At 74.4% G+C, this 23,654-nt stretch carries 20 protein-coding genes; 7 read left to right on the top strand and 13 right to left on the bottom strand.

Going from position 1 to position 23,654, the window contains the following annotated elements; translation table 11 throughout:
- Positions 1 to 2 precede the first annotated feature (2 nt).
- The 3 genes from IE248_RS33170 to IE248_RS33160 form a co-directional block, all read right to left on the bottom strand.
- Positions 3 to 1,238 (bottom strand): sensor histidine kinase, encoded by a 1,236-nt coding sequence (locus IE248_RS33170; RefSeq protein ID WP_190032632.1) that lies wholly within the window; start codon positions 1,236 to 1,238, stop codon positions 3 to 5.
- On the bottom strand, positions 1,235 to 3,085 hold the full coding sequence (locus IE248_RS33165; protein WP_190032631.1) for a sodium/solute symporter: 1,851 nt from the start codon (positions 3,083 to 3,085) through the stop codon (positions 1,235 to 1,237). Before IE248_RS33165 ends, IE248_RS33170 begins: the two co-directional genes overlap by 4 nt.
- 112 nt (positions 3,086 to 3,197) lie before the next feature.
- Entirely contained in the window at positions 3,198 to 3,473 is a 276-nt protein-coding gene (locus IE248_RS33160; RefSeq protein WP_073778861.1) for a hypothetical protein, read from the bottom strand.
- Between the two features lie 223 nt (positions 3,474 to 3,696).
- Here IE248_RS33160 and IE248_RS33155 point away from each other — a divergent pair, with 223 nt between their 5' ends.
- Positions 3,697 to 4,875, top strand: coding sequence for an alpha/beta hydrolase family protein (locus IE248_RS33155; protein WP_190032630.1), 1,179 nt, complete (start codon positions 3,697 to 3,699; stop codon positions 4,873 to 4,875).
- 22 nt (positions 4,876 to 4,897) lie between these two features.
- Positions 4,898 to 5,761 carry a class I SAM-dependent methyltransferase gene (locus IE248_RS33150; protein ID WP_190032629.1) on the top strand — a complete coding sequence of 288 codons (864 nt, stop codon included), beginning with the start codon at positions 4,898 to 4,900 and terminating at the stop codon, positions 5,759 to 5,761.
- Between the two features lie 28 nt (positions 5,762 to 5,789).
- Here the strand turns inward: IE248_RS33150 and IE248_RS33145 are convergent, their stop codons facing one another.
- The 3 genes from IE248_RS33145 to IE248_RS33135 all read right to left on the bottom strand — a co-directional run bounded on the left by IE248_RS33145 (position 5,790) and on the right by IE248_RS33135 (position 8,957).
- The gene (locus IE248_RS33145) at positions 5,790 to 6,635 is read right to left on the bottom strand and encodes a LytR/AlgR family response regulator transcription factor (RefSeq protein ID WP_100582435.1); all 846 of its coding nucleotides are present in this window, start codon (positions 6,633 to 6,635) and stop codon (positions 5,790 to 5,792) included.
- A gap of 175 nt (positions 6,636 to 6,810) precedes the next feature.
- A complete protein-coding gene (locus IE248_RS33140) occupies positions 6,811 to 7,827 on the bottom strand; it encodes an SCO0930 family lipoprotein (protein WP_229895711.1) in 1,017 nt (338 codons plus the stop codon).
- 113 nt (positions 7,828 to 7,940) lie between these two features.
- Complete coding sequence (locus IE248_RS33135) at positions 7,941 to 8,957, bottom strand: GDSL-type esterase/lipase family protein (RefSeq protein WP_073795871.1); 1,017 nt, start codon at positions 8,955 to 8,957, stop codon at positions 7,941 to 7,943.
- 406 nt (positions 8,958 to 9,363) lie between these two features.
- Here IE248_RS33135 and IE248_RS33130 point away from each other — a divergent pair, with 406 nt between their 5' ends.
- Entirely contained in the window at positions 9,364 to 10,833 is a 1,470-nt protein-coding gene (locus IE248_RS33130; RefSeq protein ID WP_008744037.1) for an amino acid permease, read from the top strand.
- 10 nt (positions 10,834 to 10,843) lie between these two features.
- Positions 10,844 to 11,299 (top strand): Lrp/AsnC family transcriptional regulator, encoded by a 456-nt coding sequence (locus IE248_RS33125; RefSeq protein WP_030027017.1) that lies wholly within the window; start codon positions 10,844 to 10,846, stop codon positions 11,297 to 11,299.
- Between the two features lie 100 nt (positions 11,300 to 11,399).
- On the opposite strand, the gene IE248_RS33120 is transcribed toward IE248_RS33125, so the two are convergent.
- The 5 genes from IE248_RS33120 to IE248_RS33100 all read right to left on the bottom strand — a co-directional run bounded on the left by IE248_RS33120 (position 11,400) and on the right by IE248_RS33100 (position 16,554).
- Positions 11,400 to 11,711 carry a WhiB family transcriptional regulator gene (locus IE248_RS33120; RefSeq protein ID WP_190032628.1) on the bottom strand — a complete coding sequence of 104 codons (312 nt, stop codon included), beginning with the start codon at positions 11,709 to 11,711 and terminating at the stop codon, positions 11,400 to 11,402.
- Between the two features lie 95 nt (positions 11,712 to 11,806).
- Positions 11,807 to 12,940 (bottom strand): LLM class flavin-dependent oxidoreductase, encoded by a 1,134-nt coding sequence (locus IE248_RS33115; protein ID WP_190032627.1) that lies wholly within the window; start codon positions 12,938 to 12,940, stop codon positions 11,807 to 11,809.
- A gap of 14 nt (positions 12,941 to 12,954) precedes the next feature.
- On the bottom strand, positions 12,955 to 14,355 hold the full coding sequence (locus IE248_RS33110; RefSeq protein ID WP_190032626.1) for an NtaA/DmoA family FMN-dependent monooxygenase: 1,401 nt from the start codon (positions 14,353 to 14,355) through the stop codon (positions 12,955 to 12,957).
- Between the two features lie 19 nt (positions 14,356 to 14,374).
- On the bottom strand, positions 14,375 to 15,604 hold the full coding sequence (locus IE248_RS33105; protein WP_190032625.1) for an LLM class flavin-dependent oxidoreductase: 1,230 nt from the start codon (positions 15,602 to 15,604) through the stop codon (positions 14,375 to 14,377).
- Positions 15,605 to 15,861: 257 nt separating this feature from the next.
- Entirely contained in the window at positions 15,862 to 16,554 is a 693-nt protein-coding gene (locus tag IE248_RS33100; RefSeq protein WP_229895710.1) for a GNAT family N-acetyltransferase, read from the bottom strand.
- Between the two features lie 1,395 nt (positions 16,555 to 17,949).
- Between IE248_RS33100 and IE248_RS33095 the strand changes: the two genes are divergently transcribed.
- The 3 genes from IE248_RS33095 (at position 17,950) to IE248_RS33085 (ending at position 21,300) form a co-directional block, all read left to right on the top strand.
- The gene (locus tag IE248_RS33095; RefSeq protein WP_100582441.1) at positions 17,950 to 18,585 is read left to right on the top strand and encodes a glutathione S-transferase family protein; all 636 of its coding nucleotides are present in this window, start codon (positions 17,950 to 17,952) and stop codon (positions 18,583 to 18,585) included.
- Positions 18,586 to 18,752: 167 nt separating this feature from the next.
- A complete protein-coding gene (locus IE248_RS33090) occupies positions 18,753 to 19,553 on the top strand; it encodes a carbon-nitrogen hydrolase family protein (protein WP_037797195.1) in 801 nt (266 codons plus the stop codon).
- A 49-nt stretch (positions 19,554 to 19,602) separates the two neighbouring features.
- Positions 19,603 to 21,300 (top strand): flavin monoamine oxidase family protein, encoded by a 1,698-nt coding sequence (locus tag IE248_RS33085; RefSeq protein WP_037797193.1) that lies wholly within the window; start codon positions 19,603 to 19,605, stop codon positions 21,298 to 21,300.
- A gap of 105 nt (positions 21,301 to 21,405) precedes the next feature.
- On the opposite strand, the gene IE248_RS33080 is transcribed toward IE248_RS33085, so the two are convergent.
- Positions 21,406 to 22,047, bottom strand: coding sequence for a DUF5995 family protein (locus IE248_RS33080; protein ID WP_037797191.1), 642 nt, complete (start codon positions 22,045 to 22,047; stop codon positions 21,406 to 21,408).
- A gap of 130 nt (positions 22,048 to 22,177) precedes the next feature.
- Positions 22,178 to 23,617 carry a uracil-xanthine permease family protein gene (locus tag IE248_RS33075; protein ID WP_190032641.1) on the bottom strand — a complete coding sequence of 480 codons (1,440 nt, stop codon included), beginning with the start codon at positions 23,615 to 23,617 and terminating at the stop codon, positions 22,178 to 22,180.
- Between the last annotated feature and the right edge of the window lie 37 nt (positions 23,618 to 23,654).

The following is a 23,654-nucleotide window of genomic DNA, read 5'->3' as shown; positions in this document are numbered from 1 at the left end:
GGTCAGGAGGGGGGCTGGCGCCCTCCCGGAGGGGACGTGTGGACGCCCGCGCGGTACTTGGGGATCCGGAGGGTGATCTTCATCCCGGCGCCGGGGCCCGTCTCCAGCACCATGCCGTACGCGTCGCCGTAGACCTGGCGGATCCGCTCGTCCACGTTCGGCAGCCCGATGCCGGAGGAGGAGCCCGTCCGCTCCCCGGCCAGGATGCGGCGCAGCAGGGCCGGATCCATGCCGACGCCGTTGTCCTCGATGGTGATCACCGCCTCCGCGCCCGCGTCCCGGGCGGCGATGGTGATCCGGCACTCCTCGGTCGAGTCCTCCAGCCCGTGCTTGACGGCGTTCTCCACCAGCGGCTGCAGGCACAGGAACGGCAGCGCCACCGGCAGCACCTCCGGCGCCACCTGCAAGGTCACCTTCAGCCGGTCCCCGAACCGGGCCCCGGCCAGTGCCAGGTACTGCTCGATGGAGCGCAACTCCTCCGCCAGCGTGGTGAATTCGCCGTGCCTCCGGAAGGAGTAGCGGGTGAAGTCCGCGAACTCCAGCAGCAGCTCCCGGGCCCGCTCCGGATCGGTCCGCACGAACGAGGCGATCGCGGCGAGGGAGTTGAAGATGAAGTGCGGGGAGATCTGCGCCCGCAGCGCCTTGATCTCCGCCTCCATCAGCCGGGTCCGCGACCGGTCCAGCTCCGAGAGCTCCAGCTGTACGGAGACCCAGCGGGCCACCTCCGTCGCGGCCCGCACCAGCACCGCCGACTCCCGCGACCCGTACGCCACCAGCGCGCCCAGCATCCCGTCCTCGCCGGTGAGCGGGGCGAACACGGCCCACTTCAGCGGGCAGCCGGGGCGCTGGCACTCGGTGCGCACGCTCTGGCTGCGCCCGGACTCCAGCATCAGCGTCACCCGGGCCATCGCCCGCCGCTGGTGGTGGTCGGCGCCCGGGCCGTCCCAGGCCAGCACCGCCTCCCGGTCCGTGAGGCACAGCGCCTCGGTGCCCAGCAGCGACCGCAGGCGCCGGGCCGCCTTGCGGGCGGCGTCCTCGGTCAGGCCGGCGCGCAGCGGGGGCGCGGCCAGCGAGGCGGTGTGCAGGGTGTGGAAGGTGGCCCGCTCCACGGGCGTCCCGAGATCCGGGCCGGCCGCCCGCTCGCCGCGCCGGGCCTGCCACCGGCCGGCGGCCCAGCCGGTCCCGAGCAGCAGGGCGGCGCCCGCGACGGCCAGTACCGAGAGCACCGCCGCGGTCATGGAGCACCGCCCGTACGGGCGGCGTCGCCGGGGCCGGGACCGGTTGTAGGGCCGGCCGCACGACCGGGGCCGCGGCCGGCCGCACGACCGGGGCCGCGGCCGGCCGTACGACCGGGGCCGCGGCCGGGGCCCGGATCCGACGGGTACAGCGCCTCCGGCAGGTGCAGCCGGGCCAGCGTCGCCGCCGTCCCGGCCGGAATCCGCGACCGGGTCGCCAGCGACACCAGCACCATCGTCAGGAACCCCAGCGGCACCGACCACACCGCCGGCCACGCCAGCAGCGTGTGCGGCCAGCCCGTCGGGGCCAGCCCCGCCCGCGTCGCCAGCACCGCGCTCAGCGCCGCCCCGCCCCCGGTGACCAGCCCGGCCACCGCCCCGGGTGGCGTCAGCCCGCGCCACCAGATCCCGAGGACCAGCAGCGGGCAGAACGACGAGGCCGACACGGCGAACGCCAGCGCCACCGCGTCCGCCACCGGCACGTCCGTCGCCGCCACGCTCCCGCCCAGCGGTACGAGCATCGCCAGCAGCGCCGCGACCCGGAAGCTGCGCACCCCCCGCGTCGGCAGCACGTCCTGGTGCAGCACCCCGGCCACCGCCATCGTCAGCCCCGAGGCCGTCGACAGGAACGCCGCGAAGGCGCCCCCCGCCAGCAGCGCCCCCAGCAGGTCGCCGAGCACCCCGCCCACCACCCGCTCCGGCAGCACCAGCACCGCCGCGTCCGCCGTCCCGGTCAGCGCCAGCTCGGGGGCGTAGATCCGGCCGAGCGCCCCGTAGACCGGCGGCAGCAGGTAGAAGACGCCGACCAGCCCCAGCACCACCAGCGTGGTGCGCCGCGCGGCCCGCCCGTTCGGGCTCGTGTAGAACCGCACCGCCACGTGCGGGAGACCCATGGTGCCGAGGAAGGTGGCCAGGATCAGCCCGTACGTCGCGTACAGCCGGAACTCCGGCCGGTTCCCGGACAGCGGCTCGGACCAGCTGGACACGCCCAGCCCCGCCTCCGCCCGGGCCTCGGGGACGGCGCTGCCCGGGGTGAACTCCAGCCGCGCGCGGGCCCGTACCGCGTGCCGCCCGGCGGCCAGGGTCAGCGGCTCGCCCGCGTAGGACCGGCCGTCCACCTGCCCCGTCACCGTCAGCGTGAGCGGCTCGTCGAAGGTCAGCCGTACGTCGTCGGCGAGGGTGACGACGGTGTGCTCGCGGAAGACGGCCGGGGCGTCGAAGCGGGCGCGCGGCCCGCCGTCCCCGGCCCAGGCCGCGATCAGGAAGAAGGCCGGCACCAGCAGGGCGGTGAGCTTCAGCCAGTACTGGAAGGCCTGCACGAAGGTGATGGAGCGCATCCCGCCGGCGGCCACGGCCACCGTCACCACCACCGCGACCACCACCCCGCCCACCCAGTGCGGGGCCCCGGTCAGGATCTGCAACGTCAGCCCGGCGCCCTGGAGTTGCGGCAGCAGGTAGAGCCAGCCGACGCCGATCACGAACAGCACCGCGATCCGCCGCACCGCCAGTGACTCCAGCCGCGCCTCGGCGAAGTCCGGCAGCGTGTACGCGCCCGAGCGCCGCAGCGGAGCCGCCACCAGCACCAGCAGCACCAGGTATCCGGCCGTGTAGCCGACCGGGTACCAGAGCATCTCCGGCCCCTGGAGCAGCACCAGCCCCGCGATGCCGAGGAAGGAGGCCGCGGAGAGGTACTCCCCGCTGATGGCGGCCGCGTTCAGGCGCGGGCCGACGGTGCGCGAGGCGACGTAGAAGTCGGAGGTGGTCCGGGATATCCGCAGGCCGAGTGCCCCGACCAGCACGGTGACCAGGACGACGACGGTGACCGCGGTCAGCGCGTACGTCTGGTTCACGGGGGCCGGTTCCTTCGGGGCGGGGCAGCGGGGTGACCGGAGTCTACGCAGGGCCCGGACCGGGCGACAGGCGTGATCCGGCACGTCTGAGGCGGCACTGGCCGGGCGGGTCTCAGATCGCGGGGTCGCGGTGCTCCGCGCAGTCGCGCAGCGCGATCTCCAGCTCCACGTACGACTCCTCCGCGCGCCGGAAGGCCAGCGTCAGGGCCGCCTCGGCGCGGGGCGGCAGCTCCTGGCGGACCCCCTCGTGCGCCTCGTAGAGCACGTCGGCCCAGCGGGCGGCCGCGCTGCGCAGCCGGGCCAGCAGCGCCTCGGTCTCCGCGGGTCCGGCGGGGCGGGTCCGGGGAAGTCCGCTCAGGGCGTCGAGCAGCGCCTGGATCTCGGACATCACACCCCCTGCTTCCGGGCCGGAAGATCCACGATACGCGCGGGGCGGGGCGGTGGTGGATCGCCCGGCAGCCGCTGCGGCCGACGGCAGGGCCGGATCGCCGTACGTCCCTCCCGGCGCGACGAACGGCAGCCGCCGCACGCCGGACGGTCGGCCCCGGCGGTGTCCGGCCGTTCTCCGAAAACTTAGGTTAGCCTTGCCTTAATTCACTTAGGATGCGGGCATGAAGAAGATCATCCGCGCGCTGACGGCCGTGGCCGCCGGTCTGACCCTCGCCGCGCCCGGCACCCTCGCGACCCCCGCCGCCGCAGCCGGCCCCGCCCCGGCCGGACAGGCCACGAGACTCGAACTCCCGCGCCCCACCGGTACGTTGGCGGTGGGCCGCGACACCCTGCACCTCGTGGACCGGGACCGCAAGGACCCCTGGGTCCCCACGGCCGACCGGGAGTTGCTGCTCTCGCTCTACTACCCCGCGCTCGCGCACACCGGAACTCCCGCCCCCTACATGGCTGTTCCCGAGGCCAAGGCGCTGCTCACCGACCGGGGCCGGCTCGGCGAGTACGTCACCCCCGAGCGCCTCGCGGCCACCCGCACCCACGCCCGGGACGGCGCCCTGCCCCGGCCCGCCGCGCAGCGCTACCCGCTGATCGTGCTCTCGCCCGGCTTCACCATGCCCCGCTCCACGCTGACCACCCTGGCCGAGGACCTCGCCAGCCGCGGCTACGTCGTGGCCGCCGTGGACCACGCGTACGAGTCGGACGGCACCCTCTTCCCCGGCGGCCGGATGCTCTCCTGCAAGGCCTGCGAGCAGGTGTTCCCCGACGGGTCGCTGCACCGGGTCACCGAAGGCCGGGCCCGTGACGTCTCCTTCGCCCTGGACCGGCTCACCGGCCCCCGCCCCGCGTGGCGCCACTCCCGGCTGATCGACGCCCGGCACATCGGCATGGCCGGGCACTCCATCGGCGGGGCCGCGGCCTCGGCCACCATGGCCGCCGACCCGCGCGTGGACGCCGGGGTCAACATGGACGGCACGTTCTTCACCCCGGTCCCCGAAAGCGGCCTCGGCGGACGCCCGTTCCTGATGCTCGCCGGGGACCCCGCCCTCCTGCCGCCCGACTTCCCCGACACCTCCTGGGAGGACTCCTGGCCCCGCCTGGACGGCTGGAAGCGCTGGCTGACCGTCACGGGAGCGGGCCACCCCGGCTTCACCGACTGGCCGGTGCTCGGCGACCAGGTGGGCTACGACCACCCGGAGACCCCGCTCTCCGGCACCCGCTCCCAGCAGATCACCCGGGCCTACGTCGGCGACTTCTTCGGCCTGCACCTGCGCGGGACACCGGCGCCGCGCCTGGACGGCCCGGCGGCGGCCGACCCGGAAGTCGTGTTCCACCGCAGCAGCTGAACCGACCCGAGGAGCTCACCCCATGTCGAACACGTCCACGCCGGACGCTCCCGGCAGCGGCGGCCCGGCCCACGGCCTCAGCGGTGTGGCCATGACCCTGCTGACCCCGCTCTACGGCCGCGCCCACGCCGCCGAACTCCTTCCCGGCACCGCCTTCCGCGATCCCGCGGCCGCCTCCGTTCTGGCCGCCACCGGCTACCGGGCGCCGGAGGTGCTGACCGACCGCGGCAACGCGCTCGGCTCCGTCCACCGGGCCATCGTCTTCGACGAGCTGACCGCCGCCTTCTGCCGGGAACACCCCGACGCGGTGGTCGTCTCGGCGGGCATCGGGCTCGACACCCGCGCCGAGCGGCTCGCGGGCGCCCTGCCGGCCACCGTCACCTGGCTCGGCGTCGACGTGCCCGACGTCGTCGAACTGCGCGCCCGGCTGCTGCCCGGCGACCTGACCCGGGTGTTCCCCGCCTCGATCACCGAGCCGGACTGGGCGCAGCGGCTGCTGCCCCTGGTCGGGGAGCGGCGCAACGTCCTGGTCCTCACCGAGGGCGTCCTGATGTACCTGGACCCGGCCGGACTGCGGTCCTTCCTGGTCTCCTGCCGGACCGCGTTCCCCGCCGCGGAGCTGGTGGCGGACCACTTCCACCCGAGGATCGCCCTCAGCGGGCTGCACCCGATCGTCAGGGCGACCGGGGCGCGGTTCCGTTCCGGCGCCCGCGGCGGCCGCGGACTGGCGGCCGCCGCGCCCGGCTGGGAGAAGGTGAGCGATCACCGGGTCATGGAGCGCATCAGCCTCGGCCACCGGGCGGCCGGCGGCCTGTTCCGGCTGCTCGCCCTCGGCGCGCCGGCGTACTCCGTGGCCCGGCTGCGGGCCGCGCCGACGGCCGGCTGACGCGAGGGGCAGCAGGCCGGCCGGGCGGTCAGCCCGTCGCGTGCCGCATCAGCAGGTCCCGCAGCTCCCGGGCGTGGCGCCGGCTGACCTGGAGCTCCGCCGCCCCGACCCGGACGCTGGTGGTGCCCGCGTCCAGCCGGAGCTCGTCGATCCGGCCCAGCGCCACCAGGTGGCGGCGGTGGATCCGGACGAACCCGCGCGCCGCCCAGCGCTGCTCCAGCGTGGACAGCGGGATCCGCACCAGGTGGCTGCCCCCGTCGGTGTGGAGGCGGGCGTAGTCGCCCTGGGCCTCGACGTACGCGATGTCGGCGATCGCCACGAAGCGGGTGACCCCGCCCAGCTCGACGGCGATCTGGTCGGCGGCCCGGTCGGCGACGGTGACCTCGGGAACGGCGCGGTGTGGCGACAGGGGCGGCTGCGGCGGCTGCGGCGCGGGCCGGGCGCCCGCGGCCGCCTGGCTCCGTACCGGCGCCCCGGCCGGCCCGCCCAGCTGTGCGCAGGCCCGCCGGACGGCCTCGGCCAGCCGCTCCGGGCGCACCGGCTTGAGTACGTAGTCCACGGCCTTGAGGTCGAAGGCCTGTACGGCGAAACCCTCGTGGGCGGTGACGAACACGATCAGCGGCGGCCGCGCGAACCCGGCCAGCAGCCGGGCGATGTCCAGCCCGGTCAGCCCGGCCATGTGGATGTCGAGGAAGACCACGTCGATGCGGTCGGGGCCCTCGGGGCCGCTCTCCAGCGCCCGGGTGACCCGGCGCAGCGCCTCGGTGGCGTCCGAGGCCCCCTCGGCACTGTGCACCCGGGGGTCGGAGCGCAGCAGGTAGAGGAGTTCCTCCAGGAGCGGCTTCTCGTCGTCGACGGCCAGTACGCGCAGCATGGGGGGAGTGTAGGCAGTGGCCCGCCGCGGCGGAACGGTGCGCGGCCCCCGCCCCGGGGGAGGTAGGGCGAGGGCCGCGCGATCGGGCGTGGGGGGCGGGCCCGGCGGGTGACCGGGCGGGCGGGGGAAGTCCGGGAGGCCGGCCGGAAGGGGGGCCGGCCGGCCCCGCGGACGGCTACTTGACGGTGATGGGCTTGCCGTCGGGGGCAACGGCGTACCAGGTGCCGCCGACACCCTGGCCGTTGGTGTCGCCCGGCTTCTTGTCACCGCTGAAGGTGTAGACGGGCCAGCAGTTGACCGTCTGCTGCTTCTTGCCGTCCGGGCGGTCGAGCACCAGGTAGTTCTTCTCGATGATGCCCTCGCCCTTCTCCGCCGGGGCCACCGCCGGCCACTTGACCAGGCAGTCGCCGGTGCACTTGGAGACCATCGGCCAGGCGGTGTCCGGCTTGAACCGGTAGACGGTCATGCCCTTGCCGTCGACGATGTGGTCGCCGAGCTTCGGGTCCTTGGCGACGCTCAGCCGTCCGTCCTGGCCCTCGGCGGGCGCCTCCGGGGTGGCCGATGCGGACGGGGCCGCCGACGCGGACGGGGCGGCCGACGCGGACGGGGCTGCCGATGCGGACGGGGCCGCCTTGGAGGCCTTCTTGCCGTCGGGGGCGAACGCGAACCAGACGCCGCCGACGCCCTGGCCGTTGACGTCGCCCGCCTTGGCGTCCTTGCTGTAGCGGTACGCGGGCCAGCCGGCGATCGTCAGCTGCTTGGTGCCGTCGCCGCGGACGACCTCGCCGAGCAGCGACGGGTCCATGCCGGCGGCGGCGGTGGCGTCGCCGGCCACGACCACGGGCCAGGTCTTCTCGCAGTCGCCCTCGCAGTTGGACTTCGGGGGCTTGGCGGTGTCCTTGTCGAAGCGGTAGAGGGTGCGCCCGGAGCTGTCGGCGAGGAAGGAGCCGATCTTCTCGTTGTCGGCGACCGCCAGCTGCCCGGCGGCGGACTTGGCGCCGACGCCCGCGGCGCTGCTCGCCGGGGTCTCGTAGCCGTAGTCCCCTGACTTCGACTGGTTCGACTGGGGAGAGGCGGCCGCGACGGGCTGGGCGGCGTCCGCCGCCTTGTAGTCGTCCCCGCCACAGGCCGTCGCCGTGAGGGCGACGACCGCTGCCACGGCCGCCAGGGTGGTTCCGCGCTTGATGCCCATCGTGTTCTCCCGTGTGCTGTCTCTCGTGCCGCGACCGGGGCCGCGCCGACTTCGTGCAGAACACGGGGTGAGGGGGCCGGGGTGTTCAGCGCGGGCGCTGTGCGCTGTCTCACTCACGTTCCGTCGAACCCGGACCGCCGCAGGGCCGTGGCCACAGCGAGGCCGAGGACCTGGTGTCCGGAGTCGTTGGGGTGCAGTCCGTCGGCGAGGTGCTCGGGTCCCAGCAGGTCACGCCCCGGAAGCAGGGCGAGGAAGGAGTCCCCGGCGGCCGTCCGGTCGCGGACGGCGCGCTCCATGGCGTCCCGCAGGGCGCCCAGGGTGGCGCCGAGCTTGTTCGGGGTGCGTTCGGCGTCGGGGCGCAGTACGGGGGAGACGAGCAGCACCGGGGTCCTGGGGTGGCCCTGGCGCAGCAGGTCGAGGAACGCGCGCGTGGTCTCGTACAGCAGGGGCGCCGAATGGGGCACGCGGGACCAGCAGTTGGTGCCGAAGGCGAGCGTCAGGACGTCGGCGGGGAGTCCGGCGAGCTGCTCGGCGGTGGCGAGCTCCCCGCGCGCGGCGCCCGCGTACCCGAGGTTGACGGTGTCCCAGCCGAGCGCCCGGCCGGTGACGGCGGGCCAGCCGTGCGCGGGGCGGGTGGACCACCAGCCCTCGGTGATGGAGTCCCCGTGCACCACCCAGCGCGGGGCGGCCGGGGCGGGGGAGAGGGAGCCGCCGATGCCGCGCAGGCCGAGGATCAGCGGGCCCTGGCTCTCGGGCGGGTGGACGGTGAACGGGCCGTGCCGGGGCGGGAGTCCGATGCGCACGACGGACTCGGCGGCCGGTTCGGTGTACACCTCGTCGAGGCGGCCGTGCCGGTTCCACAGGGCGAAGCCGTGCGCGAGGTCGCGCAGTGCGTCGGTGGGGCCGGGGACGGTGGCCCGGTAGTGGATCTCCACGGCCCGGGCCGTCCCGGCGGTGAATTCCAGCCGGACGCCGATGGGCAGGGTGGCCCGCTCGCCGGTGTCCCAGGGCAGTCGCATGGTGTCGGCCGGGTCGGCCCGGACGGGACGCCCGCCGTCGAGCCAGGCGACCCCGCGCAGGAACGGCCCGGGGTCCTGCCACGGGTCCTCCGCGCCGCTCAGTGGTCTCACGCATCGCCTCCGCTCGTCGGGTACGGCTGCCGTGCCGCTCCCGGGCCGCCCGGTTCTTCCGTACCCCGCCCGGAGCCGGTTCGACCGCCGGGGGCGCCGCGGTGCGCCGCGGCCGGCGGGCGTCAGGAAAAGGGAGCCGAGAGTGACCGCGCAGTGATCGATCATCCGCGCGCAACAAAGGGCCATCTGGGACAGATCCGCGCAACGATCGTTCGGCAATGTGCAAGGATGGTGCATTACGGGCGCTATCACTCAGCTCGTAGGCTCACTCGCTGTACGTGGAGTGGCGTGGACCGCCTGCTCGGCGGTCCCCCATGCCCAGGCGCGCTTCGCGCACGCCTGCTCCTGCTCAGGACCGCTGCGGTCGATGCCTTATCCCCACCCGCAGTGTCAAAGGAGACCCCCCGTGCTCGAAACCGGCCAGGCGCCACCGCTCACCTCCGAGCCCCGCAAGCCTGTGAACCCTTTGCTGCGCCGCAAGCCGGTCGAGCAGATGGTCGCCGAGGGTGGCCAGGGTGAGGGCGGCTCGCTGCGCCGCTCGCTCACCATGTGGCAGCTGACCATGATCAGCATCGGCGCCACCCTGGGCACCGGCATCTTCGTCGTCCTCGGCACCGCCACCCCCAAGGCCGGCCCCGCCGTGACGATCTCCTTCATCCTCGCGGGCCTGACCGCCCTGTTCTCGGCGCTCTCCTACGCCGAGCTGGCCGGTTCCGTCCCGGTCTCCGGCTCCTCGTACTCGTACGCGTACGCCACCATGGGCGAGCTCATCGCCTGGATCTGCGGCTGGTGCCTGGTCCTGGAGTACGCCGTCTCCGTGGCGGCCGTCGCCGTCGGCTGGGGCCAGTACCTCAACGAGCTCCTCGACGGCACCATAGGCGTCACCGTCCCCGAGGCGGTCTCCGCGCCGCTGGGCGAGGGCGGGTTCATCAACCTGCCGGCCCTGGTCGTCGTCCTGCTCTCCATGGTCTTCCTGATGCGCGGCGCCAAGGAGAGCGCCACGGTCAACTCGATCATGGTCGGGGTGAAGATCGTCACCCTGCTGCTCTTCATCGGCATCGGTGTCATGGGCATCAAGTCCGGCAACTACACCCCGCTGGCCCCGCTGGGCGTCACCGGCATCAGCGCCGCCGCCTCCACCCTCTTCTTCTCCTACATCGGCTTCGACGCCGCCTCCACCGCCGGTGAGGAAGCCAAGAACCCGAAGAAGGACCTGCCGCGCGCGATCATGCTCTCGCTGGCGATCGTCACCGCCCTCTACGTGCTCGTCGCCTTCGTCGCCGTCGGCGCCATGCCGTGGAAGGACTTCGAGGGCACCGAGGCCGCGCTCGCCCAGATCATGACCGACGTGACCGGCAACAGCGTCTGGGGCGTCGTCCTCGCCGCCGGCGCCGTCGTCGCGATCTTCTCCGTCGTCTTCGCCGTCCTCTACGGCCAGACCCGCATCCTCTTCGCGATGTCCCGCGACGGTCTGGTGCCCAAGGTCTTCGCCAAGGTCGACGAGAAGACCGGCGCCCCGCGCACCAACGTCGTGATCGTCTCCCTGTTCTGCGGCACCCTCGCGGCCTTCATCCCGCTGGGCAAGCTCGCCGACGCCACCAGCATCGGCACCCTGTTCGCCTTCGGTCTGGTCAACGTCGCCGTCATCATCCTGCGCCGGACGCGCCCGGACATGCCGCGCACCTTCAAGGTGGCGCTCTTCCCCGTCACCCCGATCCTGGGCGCCATCGCCTGCGCCTACATGATGTTCGAGCTGGATTCGGCCACGTGGATGGTCTTCGGTGGCTGGATGATCGTGGGCCTCGTGTTCTACTTCCTGTACGGCATCCGCCGCTCCGGACTGGCCACGGCAGAAGTGGTCACAGCAGAAAAGTGATCGACCCGCAGTGCGACTGAACGATCTCGACGAACGCATCGTGCACGCCCTCGCCGAGGACGCCCGCCGCTCCTATGCGGACATCGGCTCCGAGGTCGGGCTCTCGGCCCCCGCCGTGAAGCGACGCGTGGACCGGCTGAGGGCCGAGGGAGCCATCACCGGCTTCACCGTCCGCGTCGACCCCGCCGCGATGGGCTGGGAGACCGAGGGCTTCATCGAGATCTACTGTCGCCACAACACCTCGCCCGACGACATCCGGCGAGGGTTGGAGCGGTACCCCGAGGTGGTGTCCGCGTCGACCGTCACAGGCGACGCGGACGCCCTCGTCCAGATCTTCGCCTCCGACATGAGGCACTTCGAGCGGGTCCTGGAGCGGATCGCCGGCGAGCCCTTCGTGGAGCGCACCAAGTCGGTCCTGGTCCTCTCCCCGCTGCTGCGCCGCTTCACCTCGGGCGCCCCCGCCTGAGCGGCACCGCCTGAACGGCCCCGCTCCTGGGCCCCGCCCCCCAACACCCCGCCGCCCGCAGCCGATTCGTCCGGCTGCGGGCGGCGGTGTCACGACAGCCCTAGCGCCGGCCTGCGGGTTCGGGGCGGCGGCGGCGGGAGGCCCGGGTCAGGAGCGTGCGCCGCTCCTCCTCCGTCAGGCCGCCCCAGACGCCGAAGGACTCCCGGGTGCGCAGCGCGTGTTCCAGACAGGCCGTCCGCACCGGGCAGCCGGCGCAGACCCGCTTCGCGGCCTCGTCCCGTTCGTCACGGTCCTCGCCCCGCTCACCGGCGGGGTGGAAGAACGGCTCCGGTCCCAGGTTCCGGCACGCCGCGCGCAACTGCCACTGCCAGTGGTGCGCGGCAGGTCCGGGCAGGCGGGTGTCGTCGGTCATGGCAGGTCCCTTCCTCGGGAAGCGGCGGTCACTCCTGCGCGTGTGACCACTCACCGCCCGCCGAAACCCGCCCGGACGCACCGCCGTCGCTGCCGCTACTGCCTGCGCGCCCACTCCCGCGCCAGCAGCCGGTACGAGCGCACCCGGTCGGCGTGGCCGTGCGTGATCGTCGTGACCAGCAGCTCGTCCGCCCCGGTGGCGTCCCGCAGCCGCTCCAGGTGGTCGGCGACCGTCCCCGGCGAGCCGACGAACCGGGTCTCCACCCGGTCCGCGACCAGCGCGTGGTCCGCCGCCGTCCACGACCGGGTCAGCGCCCGCGCCTCGGCCGGCGTGGGGAACGGCATCGCGCCCTCGGCCGTACGGATGCCGTGCACCCACGGCGCGTACCCGGTGGCCAGCTCCCGCGCCTGCGCCTCGTCCGGCGCCACCACCACGTCGGCCGACACCGTCAGATACGGCCGGTCCAGCCCGGCCGACGGCTTGAACGCCGCCCGGTAGCCCTCCGCCGCCTCCAGCACGCTCGCCGGGCTCACGTGGTAGTTCGCCGCGAACCGCAGCCCGTTCTCCCCGGCCGTCTGCGCGCTCACCCCGCCGCTGCTGCCGAGGATCCACACCTGTACGTCGGCGCCCTCGCCGGGGACGGCGTGCGCCGCCACCCCCTCCTGCGACCGGTACTCCCCGCGCAGCAGGGCCAGTACGTCGCCCACCTGCTCGGCGTAGTCCTGCGGGTGGGCCCCGGGCAGGTTCAGCAACCGCTCCTGGAGGGCGACCCGGGGGTGACCCAGCAGGTGGGAGAAGGAGAACGGCGGCGGGATGCGCAGGCCGTTCTCCGTCGTGTACCCGCCCGCCGGCGCGGGCCTCGGCGGCGGTCCGGTGCGCTGCGGCGGCCGGCCCGCCGAGCGGCCCAGGCCCAGGTCCAGCCGCCCCGGGTGCAGGGCGTCGATCAGCCCGAACTCCTCGACGGTGGACAGCGCCGTACGGTGCCCCAGCTGGACCGCGCCGGAGCCGAGCCGGATCGTGGAGGTGGCCGAGGCGGTCAGCGCCAGCACCACGGCCGGGGAGGTCCCGGCGACACCCGGGTTCAGATGGTGCTCGGCGAACCAATAACGGGCGTAGCCGAACCGCTCGGCCTGCCGGGCGAGGTCGATGCTCGCGCGCAGCGCGTCGGCGGCGGTGGAACCGGAGGCGATCGGTACGAGGTCCAGGACCCCGAGCGGTGTACCGGGCATGGTCGGGACGCTCCTCAGCGGTGGGCGGCAGTGCGGCCGGACGCGGTCAGGGCACCCGGGGCGGCGGGCCCGGGGGCTTCGCGCAGCCCGAGGTGGTCGCGCAGGGTGCGCCCCGTGTACTCGCGGCGGAACACCCCGCGCTCCTGGAGCAGCGGGACGACGGTGTCCGCGAAGGCGTCCAGCCCGCCGGGCGTGAGGTGCGGGACGAGGATGAACCCGTCGGCCGCGTCCTCCTGGACCAGGTGGTCGATGGAGTCCGCGACGGTCGCCGGGGAGCCGATGAAGGACTGCCGGCCGGTGGTCTCGATCACCAGCTCCCGGATCGACAGGTTCCGGGCGGCGGCCAGCTCCCGCCACTCCTTGGCCACCGCGAACGGGTCGCGGAACTGCCGCACGCTGGCCCTCCCCAGGGCGATGGTGTTCTCCCCGGGGTCGGGGTCGACCTCCGGCAGCGGCCCGTCCGGGTCGTAGCCGGACAGGTCACGGTTCCAGACGTGCTCCAGGTACGCGATCGCGGTGGCCCCGCTGACCTGCTTCAGCCGCACCTCCCGGGCCAGCTCCCGCGCCTCGGCGTCGGTGTCGCCGAGTACGAAGGTGGCCGCGGGCAGGATCTTCAGCTCGTCCGGGGTGCGGCCGTAGCGGGCGAGCCGGCCCTTGACGTCGGCGTAGAAGGCCCGGCCCGCCTCCAGCGAGGCGAACCGGCTGAAGACGGCGTCCGCGTCGGCCGCGGCGAACTCCCGGCCCTCCTCGGAATCGCCCGCCTGGAAGATCACCGGCCGCCCCTGGGGGCTCCGCGGCACGTTGAAGTGCCCCGAGATGTCGAAGTGCGGGCCCCGGTGCGCGAAGGCGCCCGCGCCCGCGTCCCGCAGGAACACCCCGGAATCCTGGTCGGCCAGGATCTCCCCGCCGTCCCACGAGTCGAACAGCTCGTGCGCGGTCGCCAGGAACTCCCGGGCCCGCGCGTACCGCTCGTCGCGCGGCAGGAAGCCGCCGCGCCGGAAGTTCTCGCCGGTGAAGGCGTCCCAGGAGGTGACCACGTTCCAGGCGGCCCGGCCCCCCGAGAGGTGATCGAGGCTGGCGAACTGCCGGGCCACCTCGTACGGCTCGTTGAAGGTGGAGCTGATGGTGCCGGTCAGCCCGAGGTGTTCGGTGACGGCGGCCAGGGCGGCCAGCACGGTGAAGGTGTCGGGCCTTCCGACCACGTCCAAGTCGTGGATCCGCCCGCCCTGTTCGCGCAGCCGCAGGCCCTCGGCGAGGAAGAGGAAGTCGAACTTCGCCCGCTCGGCGGTGCGCGCGAAGTGGGTGAACGAGGCGAACTCGATGTGGCTCCCGGCGGCCGGGTCGCTCCACACGGTGGTGTTGTTGACCCCGGGGAAGTGCGCCGCGAGGTGGATCTGCTTGAGCGGCCTGTTCATCGTGACCGGTCCTTCCGGATCAGGCGCGGGCGGCGCGGGCGGGGACGGGGGCTGCGGCGGGCGTGGCGTACCGGTTGGCGGGGCGGGCGAGTCCCAGTAGGCCGCGCAGCGAGGAGGCCTCGTACGACCGCCGGAAGGCGCGCCGCCGCTGGAGCTCCGGGACCAGGCCCCGGGTGATCGCCGGGAGGTCGTGCGCGAGCACCCCGGGCCGCAGCCGGAACCCGGACAGCCCGGCCGCCCGCCACTCCAGCAGCAGGTCCGCGAGGTGCACCGGCGTGCCCGTGAACACCGCGGCGTCGCTCGTGTACGCCGACCCGTGCGCGGCGTCCAGCCGCTGGAGCCGGCGCACCGCGGCCGCCCGGGTGTCACCGAGGAACACCGTCAGCTCCCCGAAGAGGTGCGCCGGCCGGCCGGGGTCCCCGCCGGCCGCCTCCCGGGCGCCCCGGACGCCCGCGACGGCGACACGGACCTCGTCGGTGTCCCGCGGGGTCACGTACCCGATGTCGGTGGCGCGCGCGAGGAGCGGGTACGCGGCGCTGTCGGCGGCGAGGGCGCTGACCGGGGGCTGCCCCTGCGGCGGCCGCGGCGTGATCGAGGGCCCCTTGACGCTGAAGCGGCGCCCCTCGAAGCCGATGTAATGGAGCTTGTCGCGGTCGATGAACCGCCCGGTGGCCACGTCCCGGATCTCGGCGTCGTCCTCCCAGCTGTCCCACAGGCGCCGGACCACCTCGATGTGGTCGGCCGCCTCGTCGAGCAGCACGGCGCGGCCCTCGTCGGGCGAGCGGCGGCCGAAGTGCCGTGCCTCGTCGGCCCGCCCGGAGATCCGGACGCGCAGCCCGGCGCGCCCGCCGCTGACGTGGTCGAGGGTGGCCACGGCCTTGGAGACGTGGAACGGCTCGGTGTGCGTGGCGATCACGCTCGGCACCAGCCCGACGTGCCGCGTCAGCGGCGCCACCCGGGCGGCGAGGAGCACGGCGTCGAGCCGGCCCCGTACCTGGTCGGTACGGCCGTCGGACTCCGTGGGATGCGCCGACTGGAGGGCGAGGGAGTCCTCGAAGGTGACGAAGTCCAGCAGGCCGGCCTCGGCCTCGGCGACGAGCGACGCCCAGTGGGCGGCGGTGAACAACCGCGTGGGCTCGGCGCCCGGTTCGCGCCAGGCGGCCGGGTGCCAGCCGGCGCCGTCGAGGGCGACGGCCAGGTGCAGGGCGGGGGAGGGAGAGAGGGAGAAGGGGCGGGAGGGGGAGGGCATGGCGGAGCGGCCTTTCCCGAGCAGGCGTGGAGGACCGCCGGCGTCGGGAGGACGCGGCGGCGCGGACGCGAGAGCAGGTCAGGAAGGACAGAGCGAGGCGGCGACCCGTACGAGGTCGATGTGCGCCCGCGAGAACAGCCGGACCGGGTGCAGGACGGGGCGTACGGCACTGCCGCGCGACGCGATCACGACCACCGCCCCCTCTCCGCCTCCGCTGTTCCTCGCCTCGACGCTACCGCCCGGCGACGAACGCCGTGTTACGGCTTCTTGTCAGGCGTGCGCAGCCCGAGGAAGTCCGGGCGGCGGCGCAGCGTGAACCCCATCGACTCGTACAGCGCTATGGCGCGGGTGTTGTCCGCGGCGGCGTGCAGGAACGGGCTGTCGCCGCGCTCCCGGACGGCGGCCGCGACCGCGCGTATCAGCCGGCCGGCCAGCCCCTGGCCGCGGTGGTCGGGGTGGGTGCACACGGCGCTGATCTCCGACCAGCCGGCCGGCCGCATCCGCTCCCCGGCCATCGCGACGAGCCGTCCCTCGTGCCGGATCCCGAGGTACGTGCCGAGCTCGACGGTGCGCGCCAGGAACGGGCCGGGCTTGGCCAGTTCGACCAGCTCCGTCATCTCCGGCACGTCGGCGGGGCCGAGGACGACGGCGTCCGGCGCGGCCACGGCCCGTACGGCCCGGCCGTCGAGCTGGACGCCGGGAATGGTGGCGACGGTGTCCCAGCCCGGCGGCGGCTTCAGCAGCCCGGTGACCCAGACGGGCATCCCGGGACCGGCCAGCGCGGCCAGATCCGCCCAGGCCAGGGGGTCTTCGGGGTCGGCGAGCGCGGCGAACGGGGTGGTGTCGCCCTGGTAGCGGGCGGCGCGCCCGGACACCTCCGCGAAGGCGGCGTGCGGGCCGGTCAGCGCGGCCCAGACCGGGTTGTCGAGGGCTGCGTCTTCGGGGGACATGGCGCGGATCTCCTTCCGTCGGGGCGTACGGCCGACCGCCACCGCCTTCTTGACGGCCCGGCGCGCCGCCACGAGACTGCGGGGGACGGCGGCCACGCGTTCAAGTGCCCGCCGTGATCAGCGTATCCACCGGTGCGCTGGCCGCTGCGGAGGGATGGGGCGGACCGATGAGCACGGCCCGTACGGCCCGTACGCCGCACTGCCCCGAAGGGGATGCGGCGGGACCGCCGCTGCGCCGCTGCTGGCTCACCCGCCGCCTGCACATAGACCTCCTCCGCGTCTGCAGCGCCACCCCGACCCCCTCTTAACCCGGCCCGACCCGAGGCCGCCCCCGGCCCTCGGCCCGAGGCCGCCACGAGCCCCGGGCCGCCCCGGCCTCAAGGCCACCACGAGTCCCGTTCCGGCCCGCCCGCGAGTCCGTCACCGACCCTCGGCCCGAGGCGGCCACGGGCCGAGAGCTGGCGAGGCGAGGTCGCCACCCGGTCTCGGCCATGGGTCCCGGGCTGGTCCGGCCGAGTGGTAGCCACCTGGTCCTCGGCCTGGAGGTCGCCATGAGGCTCGGGCTGGTCCGGCCGCGAGGTCGCTACCTGGTTCTCGGCTCTGCGGCCCGGCCGTACCGAGGCGTCGCCTGGATCCGGCCTGCTTCCGGCCGGTCCGGCTACCGTCGCCCAGGCCGAGCCGGGCCAAGGGGCCGGGGCGGGTGCCGTGCGGCCCGCAACGGCTGCCGGGCGTAGTCGCGCCCGGGCCGGCCCGCGGCGCCTGCCGGGGTAGCGGCCCTCGCCGGTCTCGGGGCGGGTGTCGCGACGCCCCACGGGCGGGATGGCCATCTGAGCCGGGTTCGTACGCGGTCCGCGCGGCCTCCGCAACGCCCCCAGGCGCTGTCCCGGGCCGCCCGGTCCGCGGGCGGTGCCGCAGGGGGTGGCCAGCGCCCGCGGGCGCTGCCCCAGCCTTCCGTGCCCCGGGCGGTGCCGCGAGGCCGGGTATGCCGGGGCGCGGGCGCGACCGGGCTGGTCGGGCCAGGCCAGGTACGGCCTGCCCGGCCCAGCCCGGCGCGGCCCGGCCCAGCCCGGCGCGGCCCGGCCCAGCCCGGCGCGGCCCAGCCCGGCGCGGCCCGGCCCGGCCCGGCCAGGCCCGGCGCGGCCCGGTACGGCCGGCCAGGCCAGGCACGGCCGGGGATCCGGCTCGGTGTCGGGGCGGTGTCCGACGGGCCGGTCGCGGCGCGGGCGGGCCGCGGCTTCGTCGGGGGCGCGGTCGTGGGCCGCGCGGTCGGCCCGGCTTGCCGCGCCCATCGCACCGGGGCGCGGCGAGCGGGGTCGACGGCCCGCCGTCGGCGGGAGGGGTACATGGCGCTCGCGGGGTGCGGGCGTGGACGGATACGTACGCAGGAGGAGAGCCATGCTTCAGATGTCACTGCCCCGGACCGGTTCGGGGCCCGCGTTGCGGGGGCGGATCGGGGCCGGGTTCTCGCCCGCCCCGCACCGGTACCACCTCTACCTCCGCGCCGGCTGTCGGGATTCGCTGCGGGTCCGGATCGCCCTCGCCCTCCTCGGGCTGGAGGGCGACGTCTCCACGACCACCCTCACCCCCGACGCCCCCGACCACGCCGGGCTCCGCCGCGCCTACGAGGCCACCCGGCACCATCACACCGGTTCCCTCACCGTCCCCGCCCTCTGTGACACCTGGAGCGGCCGCGTCGTCAGCGATCACACCCCGGACATCCTCGACGACCTCGCCCTCCGGCTCGCCGGCCGGCCCGAGCTGAGCCCGCCCGTCCCCGCGGCCCACGCCGACGCCGTCCGCGCGCTCCTCGACCCCGCCGCCCCGCGCGCCGAGCGGTCCGCCGCCCTGGCATCCGTCGAGCACCGGCTCGCGGCGCACCCGTACGCCCTCCCCGGCGACCGGCCGACCATCGCCGACGCCGACCTCTGGGTCGCCCTCCGCCACCCCGCCACCGCGCCCGCGCCCGGCCCGCACGTACGCTCGTACCTGCGAGGTCTCGCCGCGCACCCCGCCTTCCGGCTCCCCGCGTAGCGCCCCGCGCAAACGCCCCCGCGCAACGAATCGCCGCTCCGCGTCCGGAAGACGCAACGAATCGATGCGCAGAGCGCAACAGTCATGGCTTGTCGCGGTCGAACGCGCAAACGTACCTTCGTATGACACACCCACCCCACCTGTCACAGACTCACAGAGGTACGCCCATGCCCCCGCTGCGCACCGCCCTCCTCCAGAGCTCCGGCCGGCTCGGCGACACCGCCGAGAACCTCAAGGCGCTCGAAGAGGCGGCGGAGCGTGCCGCGCGGGGCGGGGCCGGGCTCCTCGTGACCTCGGAGATGTTCCTGACCGGCTACGCGCTGGACCTCCAGGACATCCCCGGCATCGCCGAACCGGCCGACGGCATGTCCGCCCGCGCCATCGGCGAGATCGCCCGCCGCCACGGGATCGCCGTCCTGTACGGCTACCCGGAGCGCGCCGGCGACGCCGTGTACAACTCGGCGCAGCTCATCGGCCCCGACGGCGCCCCGCTCGCGAACTACCGCAAGACGCACCTCTTCGGCTGCTTCGAGCAGGACGCCTTCACCCCGGGCGACACCCCCGTCGTCCAGGCGGAGCTGAACGGCCTCCGCATCGGCATCATGATCTGCTACGACGTGGAGTTCCCCGAGAACGTCCGCGCCCACGCGCTCGCCGGGACCGACCTCCTCCTGGTCCCGACGGCGCAGATGCACCCGTTCCAGTTCGTCGCCGAGCAGCTGGTCCCCGTACGGGCCTTCGAGAACCAGATGTACATCGCGTACGTCAACCGCACCGGCCCCGAGGGCGAGTTCGAGTTCGTCGGCCTCAGCTGCCTCGCCAGCCCCGACGGAGTCACCCGCACCCGGGCCGGCCGCGGCGAGGAGACGGTGGTCGGCGAGGTCGACCCGGAGCTGCTGCGGGCCTCCCGCGAGGCCAACCCCTACCTGCGCGACCGGCGGCCCGGGCTCTACGCCTCCCTGGTCTGAGCCCGCCCGAGCCTTCCCCCCTGCCCCACCCTGCAAGGAGCCGTACCCCATGACGTCCACGGTGCCCACCACCGCCGTCCCGCACAGCGACGGTCAGCCGCCGATCACCATGTTCGGCCCGGACTTCCCGTACGCGTACGACGACTTCCTCGCCCACCCGGCGGGTCTGGGTCAGGTTCCGGCGACCGAGCTCGGCACCGAGGTCGCCGTCATCGGCGGCGGGCTGTCCGGCATCATCTCCGCCTACGAGCTGATGAAGATGGGCCTCAAGCCCGTCGTCTACGAGGCGGACCAGATCGGCGGCCGGCTGCGCACCGTCGGCTTCGAGGGCACCGGCACCGAGGGCCTGACCGCGGAGATGGGCGCGATGCGCTTCCCGCCGTCCTCCACCGCGCTCCAGCACTACATCGACCTGGTCGGCCTGGTCACCGAGCCCTTCCCGAACCCGCTCGCCGAGGCCACCCCCTCGACGGTCGTGGACCTCAAGGGCGAGACCCACTACGCCGAGACGATCGCCGACCTCCCGCAGGTCTACCGCGACGTCGCCGACGCGTGGAACGCCTGCCTCGACGAGGGCGCCGACTTCTCCGACATGAACACCGCGATGCGCGAGCGGGACGTCCCGCGCATCCGGGAGATCTGGGCCAAGCTCGTCGAGAAGCTCGACGACGAGACCTTCTACGGCTTCCTCTGCAAGTCCGAGGCCTTCCAGTCCTTCCGCAAGCGCGAGATCTTCGGCCAGGTCGGCTTCGGCACGGGCGGCTGGGACACCGACTTCCCGAACTCCATCCTGGAGATCCTCCGCGTCGTCTACACCGAGGCGGACGACCACCACCGCGGCATCGTCGGCGGCTCGCAGCAGCTGCCGCTGCGCCTGTGGGAGCGCGAGCCCGAGAAGATCGTCCACTGGGCCCAGGGCACCTCGCTGTCCTCCCTGCACGAGGGCACCCCGCGCCCCGCGGTGACCCGTCTGCACCGCACGGCCGGCAACCGCATCACGGTCACCGACGCCTCCGGCGACATCCGCACGTACCGTGCGGCGATCTTCACCGCGCAGTCGTGGATGCTGCTGTCCAAGATCGCGTGCGACGACTCGCTGTTCCCGATCGACCACTGGACGGCGATGGAGCGCACCCACTACATGGAGAGCTCCAAGCTCTTCATCCCGGTGGACCGCCCGTTCTGGCTGGACAAGGACGAGCAGACCGGCCGCGACGTCATGTCGATGACGCTGACGGACCGGATGACCCGCGGCACGTACCTGCTGGACAACGGCCCGGACCAGCCCGCCGTCATCTGCCTCTCGTACACGTGGTGCGACGACAGCCTGAAGTGGCTGCCGCTGTCCGCGAACGAGCGGATGGAGGTCATGCTGAAGTCCCTCGGCGAGATCTACCCGAACGTCGACATCCGCCGTCACATCATCGGCAACCCGGTGACCGTGTCCTGGGAGAACGAGCCCTACTTCATGGGCGCGTTCAAGGCGAACCTGCCCGGTCACTACCGCTACCAGCGCCGTCTGTTCACCCACTTCATGCAGGACCGCCTGCCCGAGGACAAGCGGGGCATCTTCCTCGCGGGTGACGACATCTCCTGGACGGCCGGCTGGGCCGAGGGCGCCGTGCAGACCGCCCTGAACGCGGTGTGGGGCGTCATGCACCACCTCGGCGGTTCCACCGACTCCACCAACCCGGGCCCGGGCGACGTGTACGACGAGATCGCCCCGGTCGAGCTCCCGGAGGACTGACCTCCCCGAGCCACCGCCGCCGCAGGCACCCCACCGGTCCCTCCGGCCCCGTGACCACGGGCCGCCCCCGCGCAAACATCGCGGCGGCGGCCCGTTTTCAATGCCTCAGCCCCGGGGGGTCAGGAGGCAGCGGCCCACGAGGCCGACGCCGGCGTCCAGCGACTGGGTGAACTCGGCGGTGAGTTCGGGCGAGCGGCGCAGCGCCCACAGCAGCCGGGCCGCGGCCCAGGCCCCGGCGCGGGCCCGCTCCAGGCTCCAGGAGCCGACCAGGTGCGTCAGCGGGTCCGCGATCTCCAGCAGGTCCGGACCCGGCATCAGGTCCTCCCGGATGTGCTCCTCCAGGGAGACCAGGGTGTCGCCCACCCGGTCGAAGTCCGCTTCGAGCGCCGCCGGTTCGCAGCCCAGGTGCCGGCACGTGGCCACCACCGCCAGCGCCAGGTCATGGCCGATGTGCGCGTTGATCCCGGCCAGCGCGTGCTGGAGCGGCCGTACCCCGGGGTGCCGGCGGTACTGGAGCAGCGGCCGCCAGCAGGCCGGCGGCCGCTCGGCCTCCACCGCCGTCAGGTAGTGCTCCGCGAACCGGGCGCTGAGGGCCGTCGCCCGCCGGGGCACGGGGAACGCCCCGTGGGAGATGCGCTCGTGCAGGGTCTCCGTCACCGTCAGGTAGACCCGGTTGAAGACGGCGACGCCGTCCCGCTGGGGGAGCCGCTGATCCAGGGCGCGCATCCGCGCGAGCACCGCTTCCATGGGACGCAGCGTCGCAGCCGCCGGCGCGGATCCGGGGAACTTGGCCGTACGCTTCGCCGGTTCGGGCGAAGCCGCGTCAACTCGGCTTGTCCCCCGAGTCCCCCGAGCCTCCTAAGCCCCCCGAGCCGCTTCAGCCCCCGGCGCCCCGGGCGCCCCCGCCGTCCCGGGCGCCCCCGCCGTCCCGGACGTCCCCGGCCGGCCCCTCGTCGTAGGCGGAGGTGCCCCCGTCGAGCAGCGGCTCCTCCCGCTTCATGTGCGCCGGGGCGAAGTACCGCAGCGTGTGGTAGCCCGTGATCACCACGATCGTGCCGAGCGCGATCCCGCCCAGCTCGAAGCTGTCGGTGAACCGCAGCGTCACGCCGCCGATGCCGATGATGATGCCCGCCGCGGCCGGCACCAGGTTCAGCGGATTGCGCAGGTCCACCCGGCCGGTGATCCAGATCTGCGCGCCGAGCAGGCCGATCATGCCGTACAGGATGACGGTGATCCCGCCGAGCACCCCGCCGGGGATCGCGGCGACGACCGCCCCGAACTTCGGGCACAGCCCGAACAGCAGGGCGAAGCAGGCGGCCGCCCAGTAGGCCGCCGTCGAGTAGACGCGGGTCGCGGCCATGACGCCGATGTTCTCGGAGTACGTGGTGTTCGGCGGGCCGCCCACCGCCGTGGACAGCATGGACGCCGCGCCGTCGGCGGCGATCGCGGTGCCGAGCTCGTCGTCCAGCGGGTCGCCGGTCATCTCGCCGACCGCCTTGATGTGCCCGGCGTTCTCCGCGATCAGGGCGATCACCACCGGCAGCGCGATCAGGATCGCCGACCACTCGAACGCCGGGGCGTGGAAGGACGGCAGCCCGATCCAGTCGGCCTCGCCGACCCCGGAGAGGTCCAGGCGCCAGTGGTCCACGGCGGCGGTCCCGCCCGCCGGGGAGTGGATCTTGCCGAAGACCAGGTCGAGGACCCAGGAGAGCGCGTACCCGAAGAGCAGCCCGAGGAAGATCGCGATGCGCGACCAGAAGCCGCGCAGGCAGACCACCGCCATCCCCGTGAACAGCATGGTCGCCAGCGCCGTCCACTGGTCCTGCGGCCAGTACGTCGAGGCCGTCACCGGCGCCAGGTTGAAGCCGATCAGCATCACCACCGCGCCCGTCACCACCGGCGGCATCGCGGTGTGGATGACCCGCGCCCCGAACCGGCGCACGGCGAGTCCGGCCAGGAACAGCACCCCGCCGACCACGAAGACCGCGCCGGTGACCACCGCACTGTCCCCGCCGCCCGCCCGGATCGCGGCGGCGACGCCCACGAAGGCGAGCGAACAGCCGAGGTAGGAGGGGATCCGGCCGCGCGTCGCGAGCAGGAAGATCGCCGTCGCGACGCCGGACATCATGATGGCCAGGTTCGGGTCCAGGCCCATGAGCACCGGTGCCACGAAGCTCGCCCCGAACATCGCCACGACGTGCTGGGCGCCGAGCCCGGCGGTCCTCGGCCACGACAGCCGCTCGTCCGGCCGTACCACCGCGCCGGGGGCGGGGGTCCGCCCGTCTCCGTGCAGGGTCCAGCCCACGCCGAGGCCCATGTTCCACCACTTCCGTTCCGCCGGGGTCACGCGATCC

Origin of the sequence: Streptomyces goshikiensis (assembly GCF_014650555.1) — a bacterium.
In the GTDB taxonomy this organism is placed as follows: domain Bacteria; phylum Actinomycetota; class Actinomycetes; order Streptomycetales; family Streptomycetaceae; genus Streptomyces; species Streptomyces goshikiensis.
This window is presented reverse-complemented; position numbering and strand designations above follow the sequence as displayed.

Coding starts and splice junctions, on each gene's coding strand:
- IE248_RS33170 (WP_190032632.1), bottom strand. CDS start 1,238: ATGACCGCGGCGGTGCTCTCGGTACTGGCCGTCGCGGGCGCCGCCCTG.
- IE248_RS33160 (WP_073778861.1), bottom strand. CDS start 3,473: ATGTCCGAGATCCAGGCGCTGCTCGACGCCCTGAGCGGACTTCCCCGG.
- IE248_RS33155 (WP_190032630.1), top strand. CDS start 3,697: ATGAAGAAGATCATCCGCGCGCTGACGGCCGTGGCCGCCGGTCTGACC.
- IE248_RS33150 (WP_190032629.1), top strand. CDS start 4,898: ATGTCGAACACGTCCACGCCGGACGCTCCCGGCAGCGGCGGCCCGGCC.
- IE248_RS33145 (WP_100582435.1), bottom strand. CDS start 6,635: ATGCTGCGCGTACTGGCCGTCGACGACGAGAAGCCGCTCCTGGAGGAA.
- IE248_RS33140 (WP_229895711.1), bottom strand. CDS start 7,827: ATGGGCATCAAGCGCGGAACCACCCTGGCGGCCGTGGCAGCGGTCGTC.
- IE248_RS33120 (WP_190032628.1), bottom strand. CDS start 11,711: ATGACCGACGACACCCGCCTGCCCGGACCTGCCGCGCACCACTGGCAG.
- IE248_RS33115 (WP_190032627.1), bottom strand. CDS start 12,940: ATGCCCGGTACACCGCTCGGGGTCCTGGACCTCGTACCGATCGCCTCC.
- IE248_RS33110 (WP_190032626.1), bottom strand. CDS start 14,355: ATGAACAGGCCGCTCAAGCAGATCCACCTCGCGGCGCACTTCCCCGGG.
- IE248_RS33105 (WP_190032625.1), bottom strand. CDS start 15,604: ATGCCCTCCCCCTCCCGCCCCTTCTCCCTCTCTCCCTCCCCCGCCCTG.
- IE248_RS33100 (WP_229895710.1), bottom strand. CDS start 16,554: ATGTCCCCCGAAGACGCAGCCCTCGACAACCCGGTCTGGGCCGCGCTG.
- IE248_RS33095 (WP_100582441.1), top strand. CDS start 17,950: ATGCTTCAGATGTCACTGCCCCGGACCGGTTCGGGGCCCGCGTTGCGG.
- IE248_RS33090 (WP_037797195.1), top strand. CDS start 18,753: ATGCCCCCGCTGCGCACCGCCCTCCTCCAGAGCTCCGGCCGGCTCGGC.
- IE248_RS33085 (WP_037797193.1), top strand. CDS start 19,603: ATGACGTCCACGGTGCCCACCACCGCCGTCCCGCACAGCGACGGTCAG.
- IE248_RS33080 (WP_037797191.1), bottom strand. CDS start 22,047: ATGGAAGCGGTGCTCGCGCGGATGCGCGCCCTGGATCAGCGGCTCCCC.
- IE248_RS33075 (WP_190032641.1), bottom strand. CDS start 23,617: ATGGGCCTCGGCGTGGGCTGGACCCTGCACGGAGACGGGCGGACCCCC.